A 25,497-nucleotide genomic window follows, 5' to 3' on the forward strand; every position below is an offset into this window, starting at 1 on the left:
CTTGCGAGGTTGGCCGTTTCAATATGTAAAAAATGCAAATCTGCTCAGTGTTTTTTGTTTGACTATTTCATGGTGCCTTACGTTGTTGTGTTAATAACAAAATTCCAAATGGTATGGTTGATTAATGAGGAAGTCAATGGCCAGCGACATTATGATAAATAGAGAAAGGAGCATTTCAAAAAGTGTAAAGCTCGTTTGATTTTTTTAGAATTTTCGTCATGATTTTTATTTATGTTGTTATATTTAATATAACCTAAAACAAAAACAATAAAAGAGTGGTTGTAGTGTGGTGTGATAGATAATGGTTCGGAGGTATATCCTTGAACCTATGGCTGCTTAGCTCAACGAAAAGATAGGCGGTATTTTCTACTCTATGGGAGTAGGATATATGTTCGTGAAGGTCATTATTTGGTTTAAAGATACAAGTATGTATCGTGGCAGGACACATAGTGGTTGTAAATTCCTACGGTGTAGGAATGTGTATATCCGCAAAGCGAAAAATAGCTTCACGGGTATAAGTATGTAAAGTGGGGCTTTACATGTATTTATAGTTTAATGTCCAGCTTTTCGATAATGGATTGCTTGTATTCGTCGGCTTCAATGTCTATTTTTATTTTTGCTTCTTTCCACTGTTCTTCATAAAGGTCTTGCCATCGTGCTACTAAGGAATGGATAATCATATCAAGGTTTTGTTGTTTTACACTGTTCCCGCTTCTTGCAAACTCCTTGATTAGAACATCATTGGATATTGATTTGCAGCCTGAAAATGCTGCTATTAGCTTTTTAGCGAGGCTTGAGGTCATTCGTATCTCATGAAGCTCATCCATTTCTATTATTTTTACGAACATAATTAAAAATTTTTGACGCTCACGTCTTTTAAATCCACCAACCATACCGCCTATTTTTCCTGCATATTCCATCCTGTTCATAATTAGAGCTCCTATGTTGTTATAATACCAATACCATAGGGTTTTGATATGTCAATGCTTAGGGGATATATCTCCGAACCTATAACATTACTTCGGGGATATACGTTGTAGGAAATTGGATATTCTGATTTTTAAATTTCTAACGTGACCGATACCCCACCTTTTTGTGTGAAATTCATTTGAGAGCGATTTTTGAGTTTTGGCAGTGTCATTTTTTTATCTGCTTCGTGGCAAAAGTCAACTAAGTGATTTAAGTAGGGTTGAACCCTATTTGATGATTAAGGTTGGATGTTATATTTATTTTCATTTTGCTATTGACAAGGTATTTTGCTGTAAGTAAGCCATAATTCAATGGTTATGAAAAATTAAATATCTAAAAAATTCGATAAAAACGTTAAATTTCACGACAGTTTTTTCAAGAAAATAACTTTTTGAAAAAGTCGATTTTTGGTTACTGCCCCTAATCGCTTTCGGGATATTTAGGCTCATCAGCCCAGTGAGTGATATTCATCCATTTTGATGAATTTTTATGAATTTTGAAAAGTGCGAAATTTTCATCAGGAGAGAAATTTGATATGTATGTATACATACATATAGGTTAGGGGATATATCTCCGAACCTATGGAAGTATTGGGTTGAGTGGTTAACGCTGTTTTGGACTGTTTTTGATATAGACTTTTTACACTAACCATAATGCTGCGAGGTGTAACGCATTTGGCTATTTTAGGAGTGGAGTGGTGTGGCTTGGTGTCGTTGTATCAAAGGAGTGGAAGAAGGCCGATTTTGACCAACTCCGTGTGTTATATCGCTATCGGTGGTGCGGTGTATGTATATGTGGGGGATACGGGGAGGAAAGGGAAGGGGTGGGCGGGGAGGGAGAAGAAACACCCTCACCGGGTGCTATTATCTGATATAGGCTATTTGCACTAATTATAATGCTATGTTCATTGCTTCCAGTAGAACACGGTTCTACGGCTTACATTTAATTTCTTCATGACTTGCTGAATAGACGTCCCTGCTTCAAGTAAAATAATCCCTTGCTCTCTTTTAGTTTTGCCTTTTGCAGTACCGCCTTTCTTACCTCTTATGGCCTGTATTCTGCTTGTGTGGGTTCTGGCGACATAATCATCAAAGGTTCCACGGTTAAAGTTTCTATGCGTCCATTTGGCTACGCTCTTTGCCGTATGTTTAACCTCGGATGTGTCCAAGGGTGTGGAGAAATTGACGTTGTAGCCTGTGGCACGGTCTAGGCAAGCGTTTAGCCATTGGTTGTAGTCGGGCCAGCCTTGGCGGATGGCTTTGTATGCCCACGCCCTTAACTCATCGAAAAGCATACAGTTGCGACCCAAGCCGTAATCCTCTACGGGCTTCTGTTTGGCCTTTTCCGGGGTTAGGTCGATGTAGTCGGCCAAGTCGTCCAATGTGTATGGATCGGCCTGCCATTGGGTCACTATCCAGTGGGAATTGATCGGGTTCTTACAGATCAACCCGGAATAGCCTCTGTCTGCTCCTAAACGGTTACGCAATCCTGCCTCGATAGCCGCAGCGTAGCGTAAAGGGGCGGTTTTGCCGTCCATAGCCGTTCGGACAGGGGTTTGTAGCAGGTAGAGTAGGTGAGCGTGCCCATTGGCTGGATTTCGAGCTATTAGGTTCGGAGTTGGTGCCCCTACGTTGTCCCAGTGCATACCGGCATCGGTTCGGTCTAAGTCAAACACCATCCAATATCTATGCGTAGGCCCATTGGGCTGAACAAGTCGTGCAAGTTTTGCTTTTTCTTTTTTATTGATTTTTAAGCCACTGACTAAATCGTCTGTGTGATAAGGTCTCTTTGGTAAGTAGTCCTCAAATAGTTTTACGCATCCCATTGTTATCCTCTTCTAATAGTTATTTAGAAAAAGAAAACCTTGGGAGATGACTTGACAATAATTTTTATGATGATTAAATGGTTGTGTTGATTGGAGTTTTTAAAATTTTATTGTAGTATCATTCGCCACCTTCCCCAAGGTGGTTTTCTTTTTCTGCTCCTTTCAAGTTGCCACACTTTCGAGCTTTGTCAAACTTGAATACTAAAAAGCCCGTATTGCTGCGGGGTTTTTATTGAATGGGTTTTGTTATTGATAAGGGTCTTGAAATGGGCTTGGGGGCTTAGGTTTTAGAAGCCTTCTTTTTCTTGCTTGCTTCGCCTGCTCCGCTTCTTCCTTTTCAAATTCTACTATTTGCTTGCTGGTGAATGTGTCAGATGCCCAAAGTTTTACTTTGTCGGTAAATCCTAATGCGGCTTGCGTATCGTCCAAGCCTTGTTCTTTGAGTTGTTCGGCAACGTTGAATAGATAGTCCTTTCGTTTCTCTTTGCCCAAGCGACTAGCCATTTCATACGTGTTTTCTCTTAATCTCTTATAGTATTGCTCTGGGTTCTCGTCGAGCCTACGGGCTTCAAGTAGTCGATCCACCAAAATATCAAAACGTTTCATCAAAGGCTCAAGCTCTTCCTCGTATGCCTTGATTGCTTTTTCCAAGATGGTTTTTCTGCTGGTGTCCTCTTTAATTTTCTTGCGTAGTTCCTTCAATTCTTTTGTCATTCTGGATTTCATGGTTTTGAAATTAGATGACAGCTCTGCAGTTTTTGTGGTTTTTACCGTTATTTCGTCGTCTAATTTCTGCTTTTGACTATCTAGCTCGGCATTTTCTTTTCTCTGCTCGCTGGCCTGTATTTCTAAGCTCTGTATGGTTGCTTTGTAGTTGCTAGCCGTTCCTTGTAGGTCTTTTATCGTGGTGTTAAGTGTGACGACAGTAGCCCTTTGCTCGATAAGTTTGACCTCCTTACTGGTTAGTTCTTGCTGCAGCTTTTCTAGCTGTCTGGTGTAATAGTTGTGGCTTCGCTCACTTTTCGGTTTTTTGGCTTCCTTTTCAATAGGGCTTAAATATTCGGTGTTTTCCTTTGTTTTAGGTAGGAATTTGGCTTGCAAGCCATATGCAGCGGCTAATCCGTTAAAGTGTTCGTAAAAGGCCGCCTGCATTACTTTTGACTTCCATGATTCGCGTTCTCGGATAAATCTATGGTTTTGCTTTTCTTCGCTACGGTTGGGCAGTTTGAAGTCTTCTAGTGTTGGCGGCTCAGATATTTTTTCAAGGTGAGCTTTATTCCTCGCGTAGTATTGTGATGCGAATTCAAATTCTTGAGCGGAAAAATCATATTTCCCCGTCTTCTCATTTTGAAGGTCAAGAAACGCATGAACGTGGTTTGTTGTTTCGTCCAGATGACTGAATGAGAAAAGCATCTTGTTGTTCGGGAAATTTTTTTGATAAAACTGATGCATGGCTTTCTGCAAAAGGTCTGTGTAAGCCTTAGTTATTGCCAGTTTATTAGGTTCAGGGATTACAAGGATGATTTCTTTAACCCTATTGACCGTCCTTGATACGGCTCGATCTGGTGCGTTTTGTTCGATCTCTCGCTTCTTGGTGGTGTAGTTCTCTAAAAGGTCGATACGTTGGGATATACGGCTGATTTTGTGCTGGTTGAGTAGGGCGGCGTAGTCTCCGACTACCAGCGGCCTTTCTCCTTCTATTACCGATGTGACGTATTCTTTTATCTCAGTCGGTTCGGTTGCGTTGATGAATTTGACCAGCTTCGATTTTAGTTTTCGGAGCTTTTCTTTTTCTGCTGCTATCTCGTCAGTCGCTTCTGTTGCTTTGAGTTTGGTTTGTAGTTGGTCGTTGAAGTCAGCCAGTAATTGCTCTGCCAATTCTCTTGTTAATATCTGTTCAATACCACCTACAATGGCGACATTTGGGTGGTCTGGATTGGGGTTGAATTCAAAGTCGTCATACTCGTTTTGGTCCAGTCTAAGCGAGTGCCTCAACGAACTGTCCAACCCCTTCAGGTTGGAGTAGTTTCGATCTCTTTTAGTCAGTGTGATTGTCTGCAGATTGGTGTCATTCATTTTATCCTCAGTAGTGGGTTGGTCTTTGCTCTTGGCTTTTGCTTCTGTCATGCCGACTAGGCACCTGTGTTAACCGTAACATCTTTTGCGTAGCAAAAGTGGGATGGTTAACATAGCAGGTATGCTCTAAATGGCTTCTTTTGAAAATTGAACCATATATATATTGAACCACATAAAAAATGTATATCAAGCATGATGGTGTAGGTGGTTTTGTATGGGGGTGTTGGTTGGGTGTGTGCGTGCGGTATAGTAATCTATATTATAGTTATCTGGTTTGTATGATATCTATATATAGAAAACTAAAGACGTGTGTGGGTGCGTGCGTATATATGAGGCGTATGCAGGGGAGTGCATTATGCGAAAGGTTTTTTTAAAAATCCTCTTTTGGAGAAAGTAAAAAGCTATTCTGGTAATTTAAAGCATGATACCTTTTGTTTTTGCTCTGGATTTTAACGTGTAACGCCTTGGTGTATTAATGTGTAACCCCTCCAATTTTTGGTTTATTAGAGGGGCTTACGTTTATTTTATGATGTGGGAGAGGTCTGGTATTCCAAATGGCGTTAGTGGAGCTTTTTGTTTGAAAAATTGATGGGTATAAAGATTAAAGTCTTTTTCACCTTTTATACGAATGTCCATGCCGACGAGATTTGTTTCTTTGTCAATTTTAACGTCGAAGGTGATTCCTCTGGTGATGAAAAATGTGTTGAGCTTCAATCGGCCTTCTTCTGTTTCGTATAGGGCTATTATGTCTTCGTAGGTGGTGATTTCGAGCGTTTCCGCTTCGATTGCTAACGTACCTTCAAGGTTTTGGATCTCGTTTTCCAACGCTGTGATACGTGCTTCGCTGTCAGCCACACGCCTGATAAATGTATTTGGAATTATTCCGTCAAACTGAGCTAGCGAAGCCTCTAACATTTCCAATGTGGTTATTTCGGTTGTTAGCTTGGCTTTCTTGGCTCGTATTTCTTCTTTTGGTGCCGATGTATCACGAACGGAAAAGAAGCGGCTAAATGCGTCGTTTACGGTGTCCATTTGCTTGTATTGGTCTTGGCTGAACCAAGTGAAGTCTTTTCGCTTCTTGTCTGTCCGCTCGTCAATGTAACGATTTTCCGATAACTGCCTAACGAAAGCGAGGAATGTGCCGAAAACAAGCTCAAATCTAATTCTGTTACTACATTCGCATACTCGTTCGGCTCTGTTAGAGCAAACAAGGTAGGCGTAGCGTTTTTTCTCGGCTCCTAATATTTGTAGGTTGAAAGTCATTCCGCATTTATGTTCTCCACATTGGATACAGTGCCGGAAAATATTATAGTGATGAGGTGTTCTACGTCCGTATTTTCGCCCGGTTAATCTGGTTTTCATCGCTGCAACGGCTGCACTGAATTCTATTTCATCAATGATTTTTGGAAAATAATTAGGGACATAACGGTCAAACGCTTTAGTGCCGTTCTCGTTTCGTCGTTGCAAACGTAGCACGCCGATTGGGCTTTTACTGTTGATAAGATGTAGAACTGATGTTCTCGTCCAACGTCGTTTTGAATATTTATTTACCTGCTTAACACTCTCCAATACTCCAACGTGTTTGAGTAGTTCGAAAATCTGGCGAATTTCTTGAGCTTCTTCTTCTACGATGATAAAGGATTGGCTTTGTTCATCGAAACGCAGGCCGTAGGGGCATCGTTTACCTATAACGTTGGTTTCTGCTGTGTCTCGCTTCTTTGCCCACACGGATTTCAAGCGTTTGCTCTTGGTGTCGCTTTCCTCGTGTGCTCGTTTGGCAATTACACCTACAAGGATCAGCGTTTCGAGGTCGCGGCTTGGATCGTCGTAGGAATATGTCTTGTTGTCGAAAACGGTGTGTAGTCGCACGCCTTTTTTGAGAATTGACTGGATTAGATCAACGGAGTCGGTGAGTTTCTGGCGGGTTAGTCGGTCGATTGATTCGACAATGATGTAGTCGCCATGCTCAATTTCTCCACTCTCTATCCTGTCCAATAACCCTTTTAACTGGCCGATCCGGGCGTTTGCACCACGGAATGCACTGATCCCCTTGTCGATAACGGTTTCGACCACGGGAACGCCTGTTGCTTCTGTAAATGCTTGGAGTGGGGTGGTCTGGCGGTCATGGCTGTCTCGGCCTTCTTCGCCTTGCGAGGCGGTTGACCATCTGACGTATGCGTATGCCTTGGGCATTGAATCGGCTCCGAGTAGGTTCTAGCTCATTTTATTAGAAAATAGCTTACCGTGGTCCTGGGGCGGGATGCTAAGCAGGGCCTTGTCGAGGATGGAGGTCAGTTCGTCGGCGCCCTGGGCGGTGGCCATGGAGTAGGTCGCCGGCTCGTCGCCGATGTTGGCGCGGATGATCAGATGCTTTTGGGTGGTGAGCCTGAAATTGGCATTGATCAGCGCGGTGACCATGCCGTCGACCTGGTGACGCGACAGCAGTTCGGCGGAGGCTGCGGGGCTTTCCGTTTCAACCAGCTCGATTCCGCCATGGCGAATGCGCAGCCCGTCGTTGAGCGTACTGCCGCGGGTCACGGCCAGGCGCTTGCCATACAGCTGGCGCAGCGAGGCAGGTTCGTCCTCGCCCTTGCGCGTGACCAGCACGTAGGCGTTCTCCAGGTAGGGCCGGCTGATGTTCAGGGTGGCTTCGCGCTGTGTGCTGGGCGTGATGGTGGCGATGACGTCGGCGCGACCCTGGTGCAACTGGTCGATCATGTCGCTGATGCCGGCGCTGCGATGGATCTCGAAGCGCAGGCCGGTGCGCAGACGGATCAGCTCGAGCAGGTCGGCAACGATACCTCGCAGGTTGTTGGCACTGTCGTAGAACGACAGCGGCGCGGCGTTTTCGTCCACCACCACGCGCACCACCGGGTGTGCCGCCAGCCAGCGTTGTTCGCGTGGGGAAAGTTGCAGCTTGCGATCAGTCAGCAGCATGCCGTCGCCGATGCTCCAGCGCTGGAAGATACTGGTGCGCATGGCGCTGGTGACCGCGTCCAGGGTGGTATTGACAAGCTCGAGCAGCAGCGGGTTGTCGGCGCGCAGGGCGAAGCTGAAGCCCACAGGCTCGTGTTTGCCGAAGTTCACCATCTTGAGGTTTTTCAGGTAGCCCTGGTTGATCTGGTAATAGGTCGACAAGGCGTCCCCCAGGAACACGTCGGCCTGTTCGAAGGCCACCGCGTTGAGGGCATTGTGGTAGGAGCTGTAGGTCTGCACCGTGGCGTTGGGGTAGGTGGCGCGAACCTCGCTCAATGGCAGGTAATGGGCAACCACGCTCAGGCGCAGCCCCTTGAGGCCGTTGTCCAGTGCCCGGGTTTCATTTTCGCGGGTGACCAGCACCGGCAGGTCTTCGGCATAGGGGCGCGACAGGGCCACCTCGGGGAGGGCGGCATCGTAGCCATTGGCACTTCCCAGCAGGTCGATGTGCCCGTCTATCAGGGCTTGCAGGGCCTTGTCGCGGTTGGCGAAGCGCTTGACCCGAATGGGCCGGTTCAAGGTATTGCCGATCAGGCCGGCGTAGTCGGCGGTCAGGCCCTCGTAATCGCGGCCACTGGCGGTGATGTCGAACGGCGCGTAGTCCGGTGCCGAAGTGCCCAGTACCAGCACGTCATGCTTGTCGAGCCAGTCGGCCTGGGCCGGTGTGGGGGTTACAGCCATGGCCGCCAGGCCGCTGCGGCTGAGCAGCTCGTAGCTGCGCTCGCCGGGTTCGTTGGCGCAGAGCGAAGGGGCGAGACAGGCCCCGGCGAACAGCAGGCAGAACAACAGAAGACGTTTGGCCATGCTCGCACTCATACCAGCGCGTTGCGTTTGGCCATCTCGATCAGTTCCACCAGCGAGTTGGCCTTGAGTTTCTGCATCAGGCGTTTTTTATAGGTGCTCACGGTTTTATTGCTCAGAAACATGCCGGACGCAATTTCCTTGTTGCTCTTGCCCTGGGCAAACAGTTGCAGAACCATCAGTTCGCGATCATTGACGGTCTTGAACAGTTCCATCTCGCTGTCGCCGCTGTCCTGATGGCGAAGTGGGTTTATTGCCTGGCTGGGGAAATAGTTGTAACCGGAAAGTACCGCCTTGATGGCACTGAGCAACTCGCTGAGGTCCTCCTGCTTGCATACATAACCGCAGGCCCCCGACAACATGCAGCGTGTTGCAAACAGTACGGGTGATTGCGCAGTCAGCACCAGAACCTTCATCGGCACGGCCATGCTGTTGAAGCGTGACAGCACTTCCAGGCCATCCAGCTTGGGGATGCCGATGTCGAGGATGATCAGGTCGGGCACGGTTTCGCGGGTCATCTGCATGGCGTCCACGCCATTGTCGGATTCGCCGGTGACCCGATAACCCTCGTTCTCCAGCAACATACGTACAGCCAGGCGAATGACGGGATGATCGTCGACAATAAATACGGAGTGCATAATCACCTTCCAGGTAGGGGCCATAAAGAAGCCGCACCATAGCCCAGTTGGAAGGCGTGCACGTAAATAGAGTTGCGCTCAAACTTAATATGGGAAAATTCCTACAATAAGTTGGGCGCAAGGCTACAAATAGTTGATTTTCAAGCGCGCCATATCGTTTTGCACACTAATCAATACGGCTGCAATCGCCTACGTTACATACGTGGAAGTTGCAGCGTATTGATCGGGTCAACTGCATCAGATCGGGCTTGAACGCCCGGTCATTTCGCGGGCCATTTCGCTGGCATAGCTGTCGGTCATGCCGGCAATGAAGTCGATCATGCGCAGGAAGGCGCTGTGCAATGTGCTGTTGGGGTCGGGCGCATTGTTGCCCAGCAGGTCAAGGATGCGCCGGTGCTTGAACGAGGGCGTGCGTCCGCCGTGCTGTTCCAGCGCTGCGCCGCAAAATGCATTGAGCAGAATCTCCAGTGTGGTGTAGGCACCGATTTCATGCAGTGTCTTGCGCTTGTCCTGGAAGATCTTCTTGCGCGCCATGTCCTTGGCCTGCAGCACACAGCGCTTGGCCGGGCCGTGCATGTGCTCGACCAGGTCGCCGTGCAGGGTGCCGGCCAGCAAGGCTTGCTGCTGCTCGACGAATGCCCGTGCGGCGGCGTTGGTCAGGTGCTCGATCGCCTTGCCGCGCAGGATCGCCAGCTTGCGCCGGCGCGAATCCCCGGGGCCCAGCTGGCGGTAGGTTTGCGGCAGGTCGTCACCCACCAGCCCCAGCAGCAGCGCTTCTACCTCGGCGTAGTCGAGCAGCTCCATTTCCAGGCCGTCTTCCAGGTCGATCAGCGCATAGCAGATATCGTCGGCGGCCTCCATCAGGTACACGAGCGGGTGCCGGGCCCAGCGTTGCGGCTCGAGTTGTGGCATGCCCAGCTTGCGTGCGATCTGCTCCAGCAGCGGCAGCTCGCTCTGGTAGCAGCCGAACTTGTGCTTCTTGTAGCCCAGGGCATCGGCGTGGCGGGCGCTCCAGGGGTACTTGAGGTAGGTGCCCAGGGTGGCGTAGGTGAGGCGCGTGCCGCCATCGAACTGGTGATACTCCAGTTGGGTCAACACGCGAAAGCCCTGGGCATTGCCTTCGAAATTGAGGAAGTCGCCCCGTTCGGCATCGCTCATCGCATCCAGCCAGCCGCGTCCGGCGGCCTGCTGGAACCAGTGCCGGATTGCGTCCTCGCCGGAGTGGCCGAACGGCGGGTTGCCGATATCGTGGGCCAGGCAGGCAGACTGCACCACCATGCCCAGGTCGCTGGGCGCGCACCAGTCCGGCAGGCTGTCGCGCAGTGTCTCGCCCACCCGCATGCCCAGCGAGCGGCCCACGCAACTGACCTCCAGCGAGTGGGTCAGGCGCGTGTGGATGTGATCGTTGCTGGTGACCGGGTGTACCTGGGTCTTGCGCCCCAGGCGGCGAAAGGCACCCGAGAAGATGATCCGGTCGTGGTCCTTGTGGAAGGGGCTGCGCCCGAGTTCTTCGGGGCTGTGCAGGGTTTTGCCGAGGCGTTCGCGGGTAAGCAGTGTGTGCCAGTCCAAGGCCGGTTCTCCAGTGCGGGGCAGGCCCCTAGCTTCCCGTGTCCCGGACGTGGCCGCAACCCTCAGAGGCCATCGGCATCCAGGTCGATCAGCAGCAGGCGGCGCCCGTCGTCGAAGAACTGGCCGGCGGTCATGCAGTACTGGTTGGTGGTGGCGTCGCGGTAGGTGCTGGACAGAATCAACCGGCGCTCATCCCAGCCCTCGGCCAGCAGGTGATAAAAGTAGGGCCGCCATGACCAGTTGTGGCCCTGGTAGCCGTTGTTCACGTGCCAGTGCTGGCCGTGCCATTCCAGATTGGGGGTGAGCTGGGTGCCGTGCCGGTCACACAGAAAAAACCGCAGCACCCAAGGGTAGGCGTGCAGGTTCGGCAACTGTTCGACCGAGGCCTGGGCCTGCGCCCAGGCCTGCAGCCGGGGCATCAGTTCGGCCAGTTGCTGGCGGCGCTGCATCAGCCGTGCGCGCTCGTCCAGCTTGCCCTGCACGTAGCGCTCGCGCAGGTGGCCGAAGCGGGTGACGAATGCATCGCTGGCGAAAAAACCGGCCTGGGCCTGGGCGAACAGGTGGCCCTGCAGGTAACGCGCGCCACATTCCAGAGCGAAGTCAAGCTCGGCCTCGTTCTCGACGCCTTCGGCAATGATCCAGCACCCGGTCTTCTCGGCCATCTGGGCCAGGGCCTTGACCACTTCGCTGCTGGGCCCGCCGCGGGCGGCGGCCTGAAACAGGCGCATGTCGAGCTTGAGAATGTCTGGCTGCAGCGCCAGCACCCGGTCCAGCTGCGAGTAGCCGGCGCCGAAATCATCGATGGCGATGCGCGCGCCGGCCTGGCGATAGCGCGTGACCACATCGGCCAGGCGCTGCAGGTCGCCGCCCTGTTCGGTGATCTCGAAGACCACCCGGCGTGGATCGATGCCGTGCTGTCGTACCTGCATCAGGCTGGGCAAGGGCTCGTCGGCAGCCAGCTCGCTGATCCAGCGGGGCGAGATGTTCAGGCTCAGAAACCAGTCGCCCGGTGCCTGGCTGAAGGTTGCCAGGGCCTGGCCACGCAGCGTGCGATCGAGGGTGCGCAGAGCTGCGGTGGGCATTTGCGGGTCAATGAACAGCGGGCCGACCGAGCGCAGCTGGCCGTCGGCCTGAACCAGTCGGCCAAGGGCTTCGATACCGGCGATGCGGCCAGTGGCCGTATCGATGAAGGGTTGATAGCAGGCGAGCGGGTGCCCGTCGTACACGGCGGCTCCTTGTTTTTACGAGACGGCTGGCCGGATGCTCAGCACGGCAAGCCTGCGGCCCGCCGCCTCGTATTGCAAGAATGCAGCCAGTTTGCGTTCAGCGCCTTGACTGCATGAACAGGCGTATCAGCGGGGTCAGGCTGCTGCCCACACCGGCCAGCCGTGTCAGGCTGCCGTTGCGTGCGCCCTTGCCGGTCAGAAAGCCCAGCAGCACCACGGCGCCGATACCCCAGAGGGGCGCGTGCTTGATGCCCAGGCCGCCCTGCAGCCCGCCTTGCAGGGAGTCGCCCACCCCGCGCAGGCGTGTCAGCGGCTTGAGCAGTTGCCCGGATTCGTGGCGGATTTCCTGGCGACGCATTTCCAGGCGCAGGCGTACCAGGGCCTTGCGCAGTTCGCGGCGGTCGGTGGTTTGCGGCAATTCAGGCAGGCTCATGGCAACAGGCGCTCCCGGTCCTTGGCAAGTTCTTCGAGGGTGGCATGGAACGGCGAGGACTCGTCGAACACCGCTGCCTTGAGGCGCAGCCCGCAGAACACCGCCGCCAGGCTGTAGAACACGCACAGGCCGATGATGCCGGCCAGGCGATAACTGTCCCACAGCAGAATCAGCAGCAGCGCCGACAAGGCCGTCAGCAACAGCAGGGCGAACACCAGGGCCAGCCCGGCGAACAGCAGCAGGCTCAGGGTGCGCGCCTTCTGTTCCTGCAGTTCGATGCCGAACAGTTCGACGTGGCCGTGCAGCAGACCAAGAATGGCGGCGCCAAGGCGCCGTGAAGACGAGCCGGTGGTTTCGGTTTCCATACCCCGTACCTCAGCGACGACTGGCCAGCAGGCCGATCAGAAAGCCCACGCCAGCGGCGATGCCGACGGATTGCCAGGGGTTGGACTGCACGTAGTCCTCGGTGGCGCTGAGTGCAGCCTGGCTGCGTTCACGTACCGAGTCCTGGGTCTGCTTGAGGGTCTCGCGGGCACGCGACACGCTTTCCTCGATCTGCCTGCGCAACTCGTCGGCCTGATCGCCGGCCAGGGTCGCGGAGTGCTCCAGCAGTTTTTCGGCATCCTGTACCAGGATTTCGAAGTCTGCCTGAAGGATGTCTTTTGCAGTTTTGCGGGCCATGGGTCTCTCCGTGTCAAGTGGGCGTCTGGCATTTCGAGTGCCGAGCGCTGCGTAAGGTTCAGTGCAATCGGCAGTGGTACAGCATTTGCCTTGCCTTGGTGCAGCAGGCCGGGCGGCCGCGCCAGATCAGGGCGCGAAACGACGGCCGGTCGATAAACCATAACCCAATCCACGACAAACCCCGGAAAAAACTCCACGTCAGCGCTGCATTCGCGCCCCCGGCCCCCCCCATGGCGGGCCAGGGTAGTGCGCACGGCAGCCGCTAGCGCCCGGTCAGCAGTCGGGCCTGGCAGGCATCGATGGCGTTGGAGGGGCCGCTCAGCAGCACCGCGTCACCGGCATGCAGGCAGGTATCGGTGGCCAGGGCCACTTCCTCGCCATCGCGCTGCACGGCCTGTATTTCCACCCCGAGCAGGTCCAGGCCCAGCTCGGTCAGCGGGCGACCGCAGGCATAGGCATCGGCGCCCAGGTTGACCGCATGCAGCATGACCTTGGGCAGGCCTTCGCTGTCGACCGGGCTGGTCTGCGCCCCCTGGTAGAACCCGTGCAGCAGGCGATAGCGGCTCTGGCGCACCTCGTCGATACGCTGCTGTACACGCTCCTGGGGTACGCCGAGCATCACCAGGGCATGGGAGGCGAGCATCAGGCTGGACTCCAGCAACTCCGGCACCACCGCCGTGGCACCTGCGGCGCGCAGTTCGTCGCGCAGGCTGTCGTCGCGGGTGCGCACCAGGATCGGCACCTGGGTGTTGAAGTGACGGGCGGCCTTGAGCACGCTCATGGCGACATCGGTCTTGTCTACCGCGATCACCAGCAGCCGGGCACGCTCCAGGCCGATGGCCGCCAGCAGTTCGCCGCGCCGCGAGTCGCCGTAGTGCACGCGCTGCTCGCCGGCGGCGGCCTCCTGCACCCTGACCGGGTCGTCGTCCAGGGCAATGAAGGCCAGCTGTTCGCGCCGCAGGAAGCGCCCGATGGACTGGCCTACCCGGCCATAACCACAGATCAGCACGTGCCCGCTGAGCGAGGCGCTTTGTGCCTGGATCTCTTCGAGTTGCACCTCCTGGTTGGGTTTGCGATGCAGGCGGGCGGCCAGCGCCGGAGCGCCGCGCAGCATCAGCGGGGTGACCAGCATCGAACAGAAGGTGGCGGCCAGCAGCAGGTGCCCGAGGTCTTCGGGCAGCAGGCGGGTCTGTTGCATCTGCGCCATCAGTGCGAAGCAGAACTCGCCGCCCTGGGCCAGGGCCACGCCACTGCGCCAGGCGGTTTCGCTGTCGCTGCCGCGCAGCTTGACCAGCACCGCCACCACCACGCCCTTGATGGCCAGCAGGGCCAGGGTCAGGCCGAGGATTTCCAGGCCGTGGCTGGCAAACAGTTGCAGGTCGATGAGCATGCCGATACTGACAAAGAACAGCCCCAGCAGGATGTCGCGGAAGGGGCGGATATCGGCTTCGATCTGGTGGCGATAGTTGCTTTCGCCCAGCAGCATCCCGGCGAGGAACGCCCCCAGTGCCGGAGACAGGCCCAGCAGGTGGGTAAGCCAGGCGGTCAGCAGCACGATCACCAGTGCCAGCAGCACGAACAGCTCGGCCGAGTGCGAGCGGGCCACCTCGTGGAACAGGCGCGGCAGCAGCCAGCGGTTGGCCAGCAGCAGGCCGATGAACAGGATCACGGTCTTGCCCAGGGTCAGCGGCAGCGCCCAGTACCAGGCCTGGCCGCCCTGGCCGGCGAACACCGGCACCAGGGTCAGCAGCAGTACCGCAATCACGTCCTGGAACAGCAGCACGCCAATGGCGTTCTGGCCGTGGCTGCTGAAGATTTCGCCGAGGCTGGTGAGCTCCTTGCTGACGATGGCGGTGGACGACAGCGCCAGGCCGCCGCCCAGCAGCAGGGCAGCCCCGGCCGGCATGCCAAGCAGCCCCAGCAGGCCGGCCAGCAGCAGCGCCGAGCAGATCACCTGCAGGCTGCCCAGGCCGAAGACCACGCGGCGCAGGGCGAGCATCTTGCTCAGAGAGAATTCAAGGCCCAGGGAAAACAGCAGAAACACCACGCCCATTTCGGCGAGGTCGGGCAGTTCTTCGCTTTCATTGACCCAGTCCAGGGCGGTGGGGCCGACGAACAGGCCGACGCACAGGTAGCCCAGCACGGGGGGCAGTTGCAGGCGCCGGAAAATGGCGATGACCACCAGTGACGAGGCCAGGATGATCAGCAGGTTGGCAAACACTCAATACACTCCATTGCAATGCCGACGGGCGCGAAAAAATTTGTCAGTCTACAGCGCTCGAGGCCACGCAGGCTGACCCAGGTCAGTCGTTGGTGTCTCGACCCGCCAGGTGTACGGGCCTAGAATACGGGTCCGCTTTTCACGTTTCACGGTACTTCCCATGCTTCCTGAAACTCAACTGCTCGGCACCCTGGGCTGTCACCTGTGCGAGGTGGCCGAGGCCATTCTGATGCCGCTTGTCGAACACGGGCTGCTGGTCGAGCTGGTCGATATTGCCGATGATCCGGCCGATGTCGAGCGCTACGGCCTGCTGATTCCGGTGCTGCGTCGCTGTGACTCCGGTGCCGAGCTGCTATGGCCGTTCGATACCGAGCAGGTGGTCGCGTTTCTGAGCTGAGCGTCGCCCACGGGGTGTTCACATGCCGATGCACAATCTGTGATGCAACGGCGCAGGTGCTGTTGGAGAATCGCCAGCGCAGCATACACCCGTGACGAAGTCTCATCCGCCAAGGAGTGGCGAACCATGCACCTGAGTCCGCATTTCACACTGGAAGAACTGACCGCTTCCGAAACTGCCCGGCGTGAAGGCCTGACCAACCAGCCCGGCCCCGATGCCCTGGCCAACCTGCGCCGTCTGAGCCAGACCCTGGAGCAGGTACGCAGCCTGCTCGGGCATCCCATCCGCGTCAACAGTGCCTACCGCAGCAACGAGCTCAACCGTCGTGTCGGCGGGGTGAGCGGCAGTGCGCATACCCTCGGGCTGGCAGCCGATATCAGCGTGGCGGCGCTTTCACCCCTGGTGGTGGCGCAACGTATCCTGGACAGCGGTCTGGCGTTCGACCAGCTCATTCTGGAGTTCGACCGCTGGGTTCACCTGGCCATCGCCGAAGGGGCAGGGCGCAAGCAGGTGCTGACGGTGCGTGAGGGTACCGGCTACCTGCCGGGGTTGCGGTGAGTACTGTTCATTCATACACTGTATGCAAATACAGTAATCGGGTGAGCGCTTGCGCCAGAGGGGCCGGACGATGGTCAACGTCGAACAATTGAAATACAGCGTCAACCGCATGGCTGTCGAACAGGTGCGCGAGGCCGTGCTCGAATTGCGCCTCGATGGCCTGGTCACCGAGGGCAAGACCCCTTTCAGCAAGATCCACTTCAATACCTGCTTTGCCGAGATAGAGGCATTGTTCCAGCGCGCCGGTTACCACCGGGCGCTGGATGTGGTCGGTTATCAGGGCCTGATGTATGCGTTGTACGATCCGGGCCGCTGGGAGGCGGTGGATGTGCTGCGCTGGCTCAAGGAGTTTACCGAGGCTGCGGCAACCCGGGCTGGCTGAGCCGGCAGGCATGCCGGATAATGGACGGCCCCCAACTGGCGAGCATGTCCATGAGTGTCCCTTTCGATCCGGCCCAGCACCAGGCCAGCACTGTCTGCCTGCCACCGGGCAGTTGGGCCACCGTGCTCGACTGCCTGTGCGACCACTTCAAGGCGATCAGCCGTGAACAATGGCTCGATCGCATCGCCCGTGGGCGGGTGCTGGATGCCCAGGGCGCGCCGATTGACGTGGGCCTTGCCTACAAGCCAGGCCTGCGTATCCACTATTTTCGCGAAGTACCCAACGAAAAGCCGATCCCGGTGCAGGAGCATATCCTGCACGTCGACGAGCACCTGGTGGTGGCCGACAAACCGCACTTTCTGCCGGTGACGCCCACTGGCGAATATGTCGAACACACGTTGCTGCGCCGTTTGATTCGCCGGCTCGACAACCCGCACTTGGTGCCACTGCACCGCATCGACCGGCACACGGCGGGCCTGGTGCTGTTCTCGGCCAACCCGCAAAGCCGTTCGGCCTATCAGCAGCTGTTTCCCACCCGACAGATCGACAAGCACTACCAGGCCATTGCCCGCGCCTTGCCGCAGCTGGAGTTCCCGCGGGTGCACAAGAGCCGGCTGGTAAATGGCGAGCCGTTCTTTCGCATGCAGGAGGTGCCCGGCGTCAGCAACAGCGAAACCATTGCCCGGGTTCTGGAAAAAAACGGCGAGTGGTGGCGCTACGGCCTGTCACCGGTCACCGGCAAGACCCACCAGTTGCGGGTGCACATGACGGCGCTGGGGGCGAGTATCTGCAATGATCCGTTCTACCCGCAGATCGTGCAGGGCCCCGATGACTACGCAAGGCCACTCAAGCTGCTGGCCCACAACCTGCGCTTCAACGACCCGCTCGATGGGCAGGAGCGCTATTTCGAAAGCCGGCTGACACTGGACTGGTAGACCGCTGTGGGCGCACAACCAGAGGTTGTGCGCCACCGGGTCAACGGTTGAAGCGCTCCACCAGGGAATACTGGGTGGTGGCGGTGAGGGTCAGTTCCTCGCTGAGCAGCGCCGAATGTTGGGCCTGCTCGGAGGTCTGGTCGGCAAGCTGGGCGATGGTGCTGATGTTGCGGCTGATTTCATCGGCCACTGCGGTCTGCTCTTCGGTAGCGGCGGCAATCTGCGTGGTCATGTCGGTGATGTTGGCCACCGCCTCGCTGATGCCCACCAGCGCCTGGTCGGCTTCCATCACCCGTGCCACACCTTCCTCGGCCTGGCGATGGCCGGTTTCCATGGTCTGTACGGCATTGCTGGCGGTTTGCTGGAGCTTGGCGATCAGGCCGTGGATCTGCCCGGTCGATTCACTGGTGCGCTGCGCCAGCTGACGCACTTCGTCGGCCACCACCGCGAAGCCGCGGCCCATTTCACCGGCGCGTGCCGCTTCGATGGCGGCGTTGAGCGCCAGCAGGTTGGTCTGGTCGGCAATGCCCTTGATCACATCGACCACGCCACCAATCTCGTCGCTGTCGCGGGCCAGCTGGGTCACGGTTAGGCCGGTTTCGCCCACGGCAGCCGACAGACGCTGGATCGCATCGCGGGTTTCGCCGGCGATGTCGCGGCCGCGCCCGGTCAGGCGGTTGGCTTCCTGGGTGGCATCGGCGGTGCGCTGCACGTGGTTGGCCACTTCCTGGGTGGTGGCGGCCATCTGGTTGACGGCAGCGGCCACCTGCTCGGTCTCCACGCGCTGGCGCTCCAGGCCCGAGGAGCTGTTGTGGGCCAGGGTGTCGGACTGGCGCGCCTGCTCGTTGAGGTGCTCGGCGGTGTCCTGCAGGCGGGTCAGGCAGGTCTTGAGGCGCGCGTCCTGGCTGAGCATGGCCATTTCCAGGCGAGCCTGCACGCCGCGGCTGTCGGTGTACATCTGCGCGATCAGCGGGTCGGAGGTGGTCTGTTCGGCCAGGCGCAGCAGGCGCTTGAGGCCACGCTGCTGCCAGCTCAGGCCCAGCAGCCCCAGCGGTACCGACAGGGCGGCCGCCACGGCGAAGCCCCAGGAGTGGCCCAGCCAGCTGCCGATCAGGAAGCCGACCTGGCTGACCAGGATGAACGGCAGCCAGTCCTGCAGTACCGGCAGCCAGCGGTCGCGGCGCGGAATGGGTGGCTTGCCCTGATTGATGCGGTGATACAGCGCCTCGGCGCGACGGATCTGTTCGGCGCTGGGCTTGACCCGCACCGACTCGTAGCCGACTACCTGGTTGTTCTCGAAGATGGGGGTGACGTAGGCGTTGACCCAGTAATGATCACCCGACTTGCAGCGGTTCTTGACGATGCCCATCCACGGCAGGCCCTGCTTGAGCGTACTCCACATATGCGCAAACACAGCCGGCGGCACATCCGGGTGCCGGACCAGGTTGTGTGGCGCACGAATGAGCTCCTCCCGCGAAAAGCCGCTGATCTCGACGAACGCATCGTTGCAGTAGGTGATCACACCCTTGGCATCGGTGGTCGATATCAGACGTTGTTGGGCAGGGAAAGTCCGTTCGCGCTGGGTAATCGGCTGATTGTTACGCATAAGCTGTTCTATCCGGAAGGCTTTCGTGGTGTATCGGCAGACAGGCGTTTTTATTGAATGGATATTTAAAGAATATTGATCCGGCTCAAGGTGCCTTAGCTGTTCGTGTTGTAGTTGAAAGGCTGCAAAGTCAAGCAACTTGTTTGCATTCTTTCATATATTTGTCATGTTAGTCAGCTAGTGACCTGGTGTTCACGCGGGGGCAGGTAGCGGGCGGGCAACGCCGCACAGTGCCTCTGGTTCAGGTCGAACTCAGTGGCCACACGGCGGGCCGGTGCAGGCCCGGCGCAACGGCGCCGGGCCTGCTTCAGGCTAGCTCGCGATCAACTGGCGCAGCACGTAGTGCAGAATGCCGCCAGCCTTGAAGTACTCCACTTCGTTGAGCGTATCGATGCGGCACAGTACCTGGATCTGCTGCGTCGATGCGTCTTCGCGGGTGATGCGCAGGGTCAGCGTCATGCGTGGCTGCACCTGGGTCTGGCTGAGGCCGAGAATGTCGATGCGCTCATGGCCGGTCAGCCCCAGGGTCTTGCGCGTCTGGCCCTCGGCGAACTGCAGGGGCAGCACGCCCATGCCCACCAGGTTGGAGCGGTGGATACGCTCGAAGCTTTCGGCCAGTACCGCCTTGACCCCCAGCAGGTTGGTGCCCTTGGCGGCCCAGTCGCGGCTGGAACCGGTGCCGTATTCCTGCCCGGCGATCACCACCAGTGGTGTACCTTCGTCCTTGTAGCGCATGGCCGCGTCATAGATCGCCAGCTTCTCGGCGCTGGGCACATGCACCGTGTTGCCGCCTTCCTCGCCACCGAGCATCTCGTTGCGGATGCGGATGTTGGCGAAGGTGCCGCGCATCATGACCTCATGGTTGCCGCGACGCGAGCCGTAGGAGTTGAAGTCCCGCGGCTCCACGCCCTTGTCGCGCAGGTAGCGTCCGGCCGGGCTGTCGGCCTTGATGTTGCCGGCGGGCGAGATGTGGTCGGTGGTCACCGAATCGCCCAGCAGCGCGAGTATCCGGGCGCCGTGGATGTCTTCGATGACCGGCAGCGGGCCGGTGATGTCGTCGAAGAAGGGCGGATGCTGGATGTAGGTGGAGTCCTCCTGCCACACATAGGTCGCTGCCTGCGGCACCTCGATGGCCTGCCACTGTGCGTCGCCGGCAAATACCTCGGCATACTCCTTGTGGAACATCGCGGTATCGACCTTGGCCACGGCTTCGGCGATTTCCTGCTGGCTGGGCCAGATATCGCGCAGGTACACCGGCTTGCCGTCCTTGCCCAGGCCCAGGGCCTCGCTGGACAGGTCGACGCGCACGCTGCCGGCCAGGGCGTAGGCCACCACCAGCGGCGGCGACGCCAGCCAGTTGGTCTTGACCAGCGGGTGTACCCGGCCTTCGAAGTTGCGGTTGCCCGACAGTACCGAGGCGACGGTAAGGTCGGCCTGGGTGATGGCCTTTTCGATCGGCTCGGCCAGCGGGCCGGAGTTGCCGATGCAGGTGGTGCAGCCGTAGCCGACCAGGTCGAAGCCCAGGGCATCCAGATAAGGGGTCAGCCCGGCCGCCTTGTAGTAGTCGGTCACCACCTTGGAGCCGGGGGCCAGTGAGGTCTTGACCCAGGGCTTGCGCTGCAGGCCCTTTTCCACGGCCTTCTTGGCCACCAGCCCGGCAGCCATCATCACGCTGGGGTTGGAGGTGTTGGTGCAGGAGGTGATTGCGGCGATCACCACGGCACCGTCCTTGAGCAGGTGATTGGCACCTTCGTGCTCGTATTCGATTTCGCCGGCCTGGTCGGCATTGCCCACCGCGACGCCGCCGCCCCCTTCACTTTCCAGGCGCCCGACCTCCTTGGTCGACACCTTCAGTTGCAAGCCGATGAAGTTGTTGAATGCCTGGGCCACCTGGGACAGCGCCACACGGTCCTGCGGGCGCTTGGGCCCGGCCAGGCTGGCTTCGACTTCGTCCATGTCCAGTGCCAGGGTGTCGGTGAACACCGGCTCCTGGCCCGCCTCGCGCCACAGACCCTGGGCCTTGCAGTAGGCCTCCACCAGTTGCACGGTGGCGGCGGGGCGACCGGACAGGCGCAGGTAGTCCAGGGTCACGTCGTCCACCGGGAAGAAACCGCACGTGGCGCCGTACTCCGGCGCCATGTTGGCAATGGTCGCGCGATCGGCCAGGGGCAACTGGGCCAGGCCGTCGCCGTAGAACTCGACGAACTTGCCCACCACGCCCTTCTTGCGCAGCATCTGCGTCACCGTCAGCACCAGGTCGGTGGCGGTGATGCCTTCGCGCAGCTTGCCGGTCAGCTTGAACCCGATCACCTCGGGGATCAGCATCGACACCGGCTGGCCGAGCATGGCCGCCTCTGCCTCGATGCCGCCCACGCCCCAGCCCAGCACGCCCAGGCCGTTGATCATGGTGGTGTGCGAGTCGGTGCCGACCAGGGTGTCGGGGAAGGCATAGGTGCGTCCGTCTTCCTCGCGGGTCCACACGGTGCGGCCCAGGTACTCCAGGTTGACCTGGTGACAGATGCCAGTGCCCGGCGGCACTACGCTGAAGTTGTCGAAGGCGTTCTGGCCCCAGCGCAGGAACGCATAGCGTTCGCCGTTGCGCTGCATCTCGATGTCGACGTTCTCGCCGAAGGCCTGCGCGGTGGCGTAGCGGTCGACCATCACCGAGTGGTCGATCACCAGGTCGACCGGGGAAAGCGGGTTGATGCGCTGCGGATCGCCGCCGGCCTTGGCCATGGCGGCGCGCATGGCGGCCAGGTCGACCACGGCGGGCACGCCGGTGAAGTCTTGCATCAGCACCCGTGCCGGGCGGTACTGGATCTCGCGGTCCGAGCGGCGGTGCTGCAGCCACTCGGCCAGGGCGTGCAGGTCCTGGCCGGTGACGGTCTTGCCGTCTTCCCAGCGCAGCAGGTTTTCCAGCAGCACCTTGAGCGACATCGGCAGGCGCTGCAGGTCGCCGAGGCTGCGGGCGGCCTCGGTCAGGCTGTAGTAATGGTATTCACGGTTCTCCACCGTCAGGGTCTTGAGGGTTTTCAGGCTGTCGAGCGAGGGCATCTGCCAACTCCTTCTGCGTCGGTGCCTGGCAATCATCCTTGCAGTCGCCAGTTCACCGCCTCTGTGACGGTCCGCACGGCACGGACCTGGCTAAGCGGTCAGGTTAGCCCTGTTTGGCGGACCTGACCATGTACTGGACCGGCGGGGCGTGTCGCCAGTTCCTAAACTGCTTTATCATTCGCCGATTTGCCGTGTGCAGGTGTTGCGCCCGGTCAGGGTTGGCGTGCAGGCCAGCCGTTCTGGAGTAGTTGATGAATACCCTGTTTATGCATTGCCGGCCCGGTTTCGAGGGTGAAGTGTGCGCCGAGATCGCCGAGCATGCCGCACGCCTGGGGGTTGCCGGTTATGCCAAGGGCAAGCCGCAGAGCGCCTGTGCCGAGTTCGTGTGCAACGACGCCGAGGGCGCCGAGCGCCTGATGCGCGAGCTGCGTTTCAAGCAGCTGATCTTTCCGCGCCAGTGGGCCCGCGGCAGCTTCGTCGAGTTGCCCGAAACCGACCGTATCAGCGTGCTGCTCGAGCACCTGGCCGCCTACCCGGTGTGTGGCAGCGTGTGGCTGGAGGTGATGGACACCAATGACGGCAAAGAGCTGTCTACCTTCTGCCGCAAGTTCGAGGCGCCGTTGTGCAAGGCCTTGAGCAAGGCTGGCCGGCTGGTTGACGACCCGGCCAGGCCGCGTCTGCTGCTGACCTTCGTCAGTGGCCGGCGCGTGTTCGTGGGCCTGGCCGCAGCGGACAACTCGGCGATGTGGCCGATGGGCATCCCGCGCCTGAAGTTTCCGCGCGAGGCGCCGAGCCGTTCGACCCTCAAGCTCGAGGAGGCCTGGCACCACTTCATCCCGCGTGAGCAGTGGGAGCAGCGCCTGTCGGGCGACATGACCGGGGTCGACCTGGGCGCCGCACCGGGTGGCTGGACCTACCAGCTGGTCAAGCGCGGCATGCTGGTGACCGCGATCGACAACGGGCCGATGGCCGAGAGCCTGATGGATACCGGGCTGGTGCAGCACCTGATGGCCGACGGGTTTACCTACAAGCCCAGGCAGACCGTGGACTGGATGGTGTGCGACATTGTCGAGAAGCCGGCGCGCAGCGCAGCGCTGCTGGAAACCTGGCTGGGGGAAGGGCTGTGCCGCGAGGCGGTGGTCAACCTCAAGCTGCCGATGAAGCAGCGCTATGCCGAGGTGCGGCGGCTGCTCGAGCGTATCGAGGACGGATTCAAGGCGCGCAAGGTCAAGGTGTCGATCGGCTGCAAGCAGCTGTATCACGACCGTGAAGAGGTGACGTGCCACCTGCGTCGTCTGGATCTGAAACCGCGTTGAGACCCTCGCCGGCAAGGCCTTCAATCAACACCGAACAACCGCTGACCCCGGAGTACCTGATGACCGACCTCACCCCCGACGCCACCCTGGATGCCACCGGCCTCAACTGCCCCGAGCCGGTCATGATGCTGCACCAGCACATCCGCGACCTGGCGCCCGGCGGCCTGCTCAAGGTGATTGCCACCGACCCCTCGACCCGCCGCGACATCCCCAAGTTCTGTGTGTTTCTGGACCATGAACTGGTGCAGCAGCAGGAAGATGCCGGCACCTACCTGTACTGGATCCGCAAGAAACTCGCCTAACCCCGGCGCTGCTGGCGGATGCGCTTGCGTGCGCTGCGCGCCAGGCGCACCGACAGCATCAGCGCCGCACAGGTCAGCCCCACGATAAGGCCTTCCCATAGCCCGCTGGGGCCGCTGGCCGGCCCGAAATGGTCGGTAAGCCCCAGCAGGTAGCCCACCGGCAGGCCGATGCCCCAATAGGCGAACAGGGTCAGGATCATGGTCACGCGGGTGTCCTGATAGCCGCGCAAGGCGCCGGCCGCAGTCACCTGGATCGCGTCCGAGAACTGGAACAGCGCCGAATACACGATCAGCATCGAGGCGATCTGGATCACCGCCAGGTCCGTGGTGTAGATGCTGGCGATAGGCTCGCGCAGCAACAGCATCAGGCTGGCCGAAAAGCAGGCGTAGGCCAGCGCCGTACCCATGCCCACCCCGGCGGCAAAGCGCGCCTGGCGCGGGTCGCCGGCACCGATGGCCTGGCCGACCCGCACGGTTACCGCCATGCCCAGCGAGTACGGGATCATGAACACCAGCGAACTCACGTTCAGGGCGATCTGGTGCCCGGCCACCACGGTGGAGCCCAGGCTGCCGATCAACAGGGCGATCACGCCGAAGATGCTCGATTCGGCGAACACCGCGATGCCGATCGGCAGGCCGACCGTGAGCAGGCGCTTGATCACCGACCATTGCGGCCAGTCGAAACGGGCGAACACCTGGGCCTGGCGATAGGCCGCTGCACGGCCGACCCACAGCGCCATGGCCAGGGCCATGAACCACATCACGATGCCGCTGGCCCAGCCGCAGCCCACGCCGCCCATGGCTGGCACGCCCAGGTGGCCGTAGATGAACACGTAGTTCAGCGGGATGTTCAGCATCAGCCCGCTCAGCCCGATCACCATGCTCGGCCGGGTGCGGCCCAGGCCGTCGCTGCTGCAGCGCAGCACGTAGTACAGCGCCACCGCCGGCAGGCCGAAGGCGATGCCTTGCAGGTAGCCCATGCACGGTGCGATCAGTTCCGGGTCGACCTTCATCAGGTGCAGTACCGGCTCGGCGCTGAGCAGCAGGCCGCAACCGCCCAGGCCGACCACGCCGGCCAGCCACAGGGCCTGGCGCACCAGCGGGCCGATCTCGGCATGCTGACCGGCACCGAAGCGCTGCGCCACCTTGGGCGTGGTGGCCAGCAGGATGCCGGTCATCAGCAAAAACACCGGTACCCAGATCGAGTTGCCCAGGGCAACCGCTGCCAGGTCGCTCGGGCCGACCCGGCCAGCCATCACGGCATCCACGAAGCCCATGGCGGTGGTGGCCAGCTGGGCGATGATGATCGGCGTGGCCAACTGCAGCAGGCTGCGTACTTCAGTGCCGACCCTGGCTGGGCGGGAGAGGCGGGTGGTAGCGGTGTTCGACTGTGTCACGGGGCGGATGTCCACAATAAAGGCGCGGAAAACCGCCTAGTCTACGCCTTGACGCATGGGTCAGGAAATACACCGGCGGGCTTTATCTCGGCTGGATCGAGCCGGGTGTATGGGCCTACACTGCGCTCCCTTACA

21 protein-coding genes are annotated in these 25,497 nt (G+C 58.3%); 6 read left to right on the forward strand and 15 right to left on the reverse strand.

The genetic code is table 11. From position 1 onward, the window contains the following. Window positions 1–545: 545 nt before the first annotated feature. The 12 genes from NJH59_RS02125 to NJH59_RS02180 form a co-directional block, all read right to left on the reverse strand. Window positions 546–929, reverse strand: coding sequence for a hypothetical protein (locus tag NJH59_RS02125; RefSeq protein ID WP_048377442.1), 384 nt, complete (start codon window positions 927–929; stop codon window positions 546–548). A gap of 944 nt (window positions 930–1,873) precedes the next feature. After that, the gene (locus tag NJH59_RS02130) at window positions 1,874–2,794 is read right to left on the reverse strand and encodes a replication initiation protein (protein WP_048377441.1); all 921 of its coding nucleotides are present in this window, start codon (window positions 2,792–2,794) and stop codon (window positions 1,874–1,876) included. A 246-nt stretch (window positions 2,795–3,040) separates the two neighbouring features. Then, complete coding sequence (locus NJH59_RS02135; RefSeq protein WP_048377440.1) at window positions 3,041–4,921, reverse strand: hypothetical protein; 1,881 nt, start codon at window positions 4,919–4,921, stop codon at window positions 3,041–3,043. Between the two features lie 468 nt (window positions 4,922–5,389). After that, window positions 5,390–7,063 (reverse strand): recombinase family protein, encoded by a 1,674-nt coding sequence (locus NJH59_RS02140; RefSeq protein ID WP_169904424.1) that lies wholly within the window; start codon window positions 7,061–7,063, stop codon window positions 5,390–5,392. A gap of 21 nt (window positions 7,064–7,084) precedes the next feature. Further along, entirely contained in the window at window positions 7,085–8,650 is a 1,566-nt protein-coding gene (locus tag NJH59_RS02145) for a transporter substrate-binding domain-containing protein (protein WP_253086288.1), read from the reverse strand. An 8-nt stretch (window positions 8,651–8,658) separates the two neighbouring features. Continuing rightward, on the reverse strand, window positions 8,659–9,285 hold the full coding sequence (locus tag NJH59_RS02150) for a response regulator transcription factor (RefSeq protein WP_043864602.1): 627 nt from the start codon (window positions 9,283–9,285) through the stop codon (window positions 8,659–8,661). Window positions 9,286–9,522: 237 nt separating this feature from the next. After that, window positions 9,523–10,854: a deoxyguanosinetriphosphate triphosphohydrolase gene (locus tag NJH59_RS02155; RefSeq protein WP_054916205.1), complete on the reverse strand. Its 1,332-nt coding sequence runs from the start codon at window positions 10,852–10,854 to the stop codon at window positions 9,523–9,525. A gap of 62 nt (window positions 10,855–10,916) precedes the next feature. Continuing rightward, the gene (locus tag NJH59_RS02160; protein ID WP_054916204.1) at window positions 10,917–12,080 is read right to left on the reverse strand and encodes an EAL domain-containing protein; all 1,164 of its coding nucleotides are present in this window, start codon (window positions 12,078–12,080) and stop codon (window positions 10,917–10,919) included. Between the two features lie 97 nt (window positions 12,081–12,177). Next, window positions 12,178–12,513 (reverse strand): hypothetical protein, encoded by a 336-nt coding sequence (locus NJH59_RS02165; protein ID WP_043864599.1) that lies wholly within the window; start codon window positions 12,511–12,513, stop codon window positions 12,178–12,180. After that, the gene (locus tag NJH59_RS02170; protein ID WP_043864598.1) at window positions 12,510–12,878 is read right to left on the reverse strand and encodes a phage holin family protein; all 369 of its coding nucleotides are present in this window, start codon (window positions 12,876–12,878) and stop codon (window positions 12,510–12,512) included. The genes NJH59_RS02165 and NJH59_RS02170 overlap by 4 nt, the downstream gene beginning before the upstream one ends. Before the next feature lie 10 nt (window positions 12,879–12,888). Beyond that, window positions 12,889–13,194 carry a YqjD family protein gene (locus NJH59_RS02175; RefSeq protein ID WP_043864597.1) on the reverse strand — a complete coding sequence of 102 codons (306 nt, stop codon included), beginning with the start codon at window positions 13,192–13,194 and terminating at the stop codon, window positions 12,889–12,891. Window positions 13,195–13,456: 262 nt separating this feature from the next. After that, window positions 13,457–15,415: a monovalent cation:proton antiporter family protein gene (locus NJH59_RS02180; protein WP_123752333.1), complete on the reverse strand. Its 1,959-nt coding sequence runs from the start codon at window positions 15,413–15,415 to the stop codon at window positions 13,457–13,459. 160 nt (window positions 15,416–15,575) lie between these two features. Here NJH59_RS02180 and NJH59_RS02185 point away from each other — a divergent pair, with 160 nt between their 5' ends. The 4 genes from NJH59_RS02185 (at window position 15,576) to NJH59_RS02200 (ending at window position 17,687) form a co-directional block, all read left to right on the forward strand. Then, window positions 15,576–15,812 (forward strand): glutaredoxin family protein, encoded by a 237-nt coding sequence (locus NJH59_RS02185; protein ID WP_043864595.1) that lies wholly within the window; start codon window positions 15,576–15,578, stop codon window positions 15,810–15,812. Window positions 15,813–15,938: 126 nt separating this feature from the next. After that, window positions 15,939–16,370, forward strand: coding sequence for a D-Ala-D-Ala carboxypeptidase family metallohydrolase (locus NJH59_RS02190; protein WP_253086289.1), 432 nt, complete (start codon window positions 15,939–15,941; stop codon window positions 16,368–16,370). Between the two features lie 70 nt (window positions 16,371–16,440). Further along, window positions 16,441–16,752, forward strand: a complete 312-nt coding sequence (locus NJH59_RS02195; protein ID WP_043864594.1) for a hypothetical protein — start codon at window positions 16,441–16,443, stop codon at window positions 16,750–16,752. A 50-nt stretch (window positions 16,753–16,802) separates the two neighbouring features. Next, the gene (locus NJH59_RS02200) at window positions 16,803–17,687 is read left to right on the forward strand and encodes a pseudouridine synthase (protein ID WP_043864664.1); all 885 of its coding nucleotides are present in this window, start codon (window positions 16,803–16,805) and stop codon (window positions 17,685–17,687) included. Between the two features lie 40 nt (window positions 17,688–17,727). Here the strand turns inward: NJH59_RS02200 and NJH59_RS02205 are convergent, their stop codons facing one another. Continuing rightward, on the reverse strand, window positions 17,728–19,293 hold the full coding sequence (locus NJH59_RS02205) for a PAS domain-containing methyl-accepting chemotaxis protein (RefSeq protein WP_043864593.1): 1,566 nt from the start codon (window positions 19,291–19,293) through the stop codon (window positions 17,728–17,730). A 312-nt stretch (window positions 19,294–19,605) separates the two neighbouring features. Beyond that, window positions 19,606–22,347 carry an aconitate hydratase AcnA gene (acnA, locus tag NJH59_RS02210; RefSeq protein WP_253086290.1) on the reverse strand — a complete coding sequence of 914 codons (2,742 nt, stop codon included), beginning with the start codon at window positions 22,345–22,347 and terminating at the stop codon, window positions 19,606–19,608. Window positions 22,348–22,598: 251 nt separating this feature from the next. Here acnA and rlmM point away from each other — a divergent pair, with 251 nt between their 5' ends. Together rlmM and tusA are read left to right on the forward strand one after the other, a co-directional pair. Continuing rightward, complete coding sequence (gene rlmM / locus NJH59_RS02215; protein ID WP_043864591.1) at window positions 22,599–23,663, forward strand: 23S rRNA (cytidine(2498)-2'-O)-methyltransferase RlmM; 1,065 nt, start codon at window positions 22,599–22,601, stop codon at window positions 23,661–23,663. A gap of 59 nt (window positions 23,664–23,722) precedes the next feature. Beyond that, on the forward strand, window positions 23,723–23,965 hold the full coding sequence (tusA, locus tag NJH59_RS02220) for a sulfurtransferase TusA (RefSeq protein ID WP_043864590.1): 243 nt from the start codon (window positions 23,723–23,725) through the stop codon (window positions 23,963–23,965). Here tusA and NJH59_RS02225 read toward each other — a convergent pair. Then, the gene (locus NJH59_RS02225) at window positions 23,962–25,371 is read right to left on the reverse strand and encodes an MATE family efflux transporter (protein ID WP_317618635.1); all 1,410 of its coding nucleotides are present in this window, start codon (window positions 25,369–25,371) and stop codon (window positions 23,962–23,964) included. The genes tusA and NJH59_RS02225 overlap by 4 nt on opposite strands. Between the last annotated feature and the right edge of the window lie 126 nt (window positions 25,372–25,497).

The organism is Pseudomonas sp. VE 267-6A (genome assembly GCF_024126555.1).
GTDB classification, from domain to species: domain Bacteria; phylum Pseudomonadota; class Gammaproteobacteria; order Pseudomonadales; family Pseudomonadaceae; genus Aquipseudomonas; species Aquipseudomonas palmensis.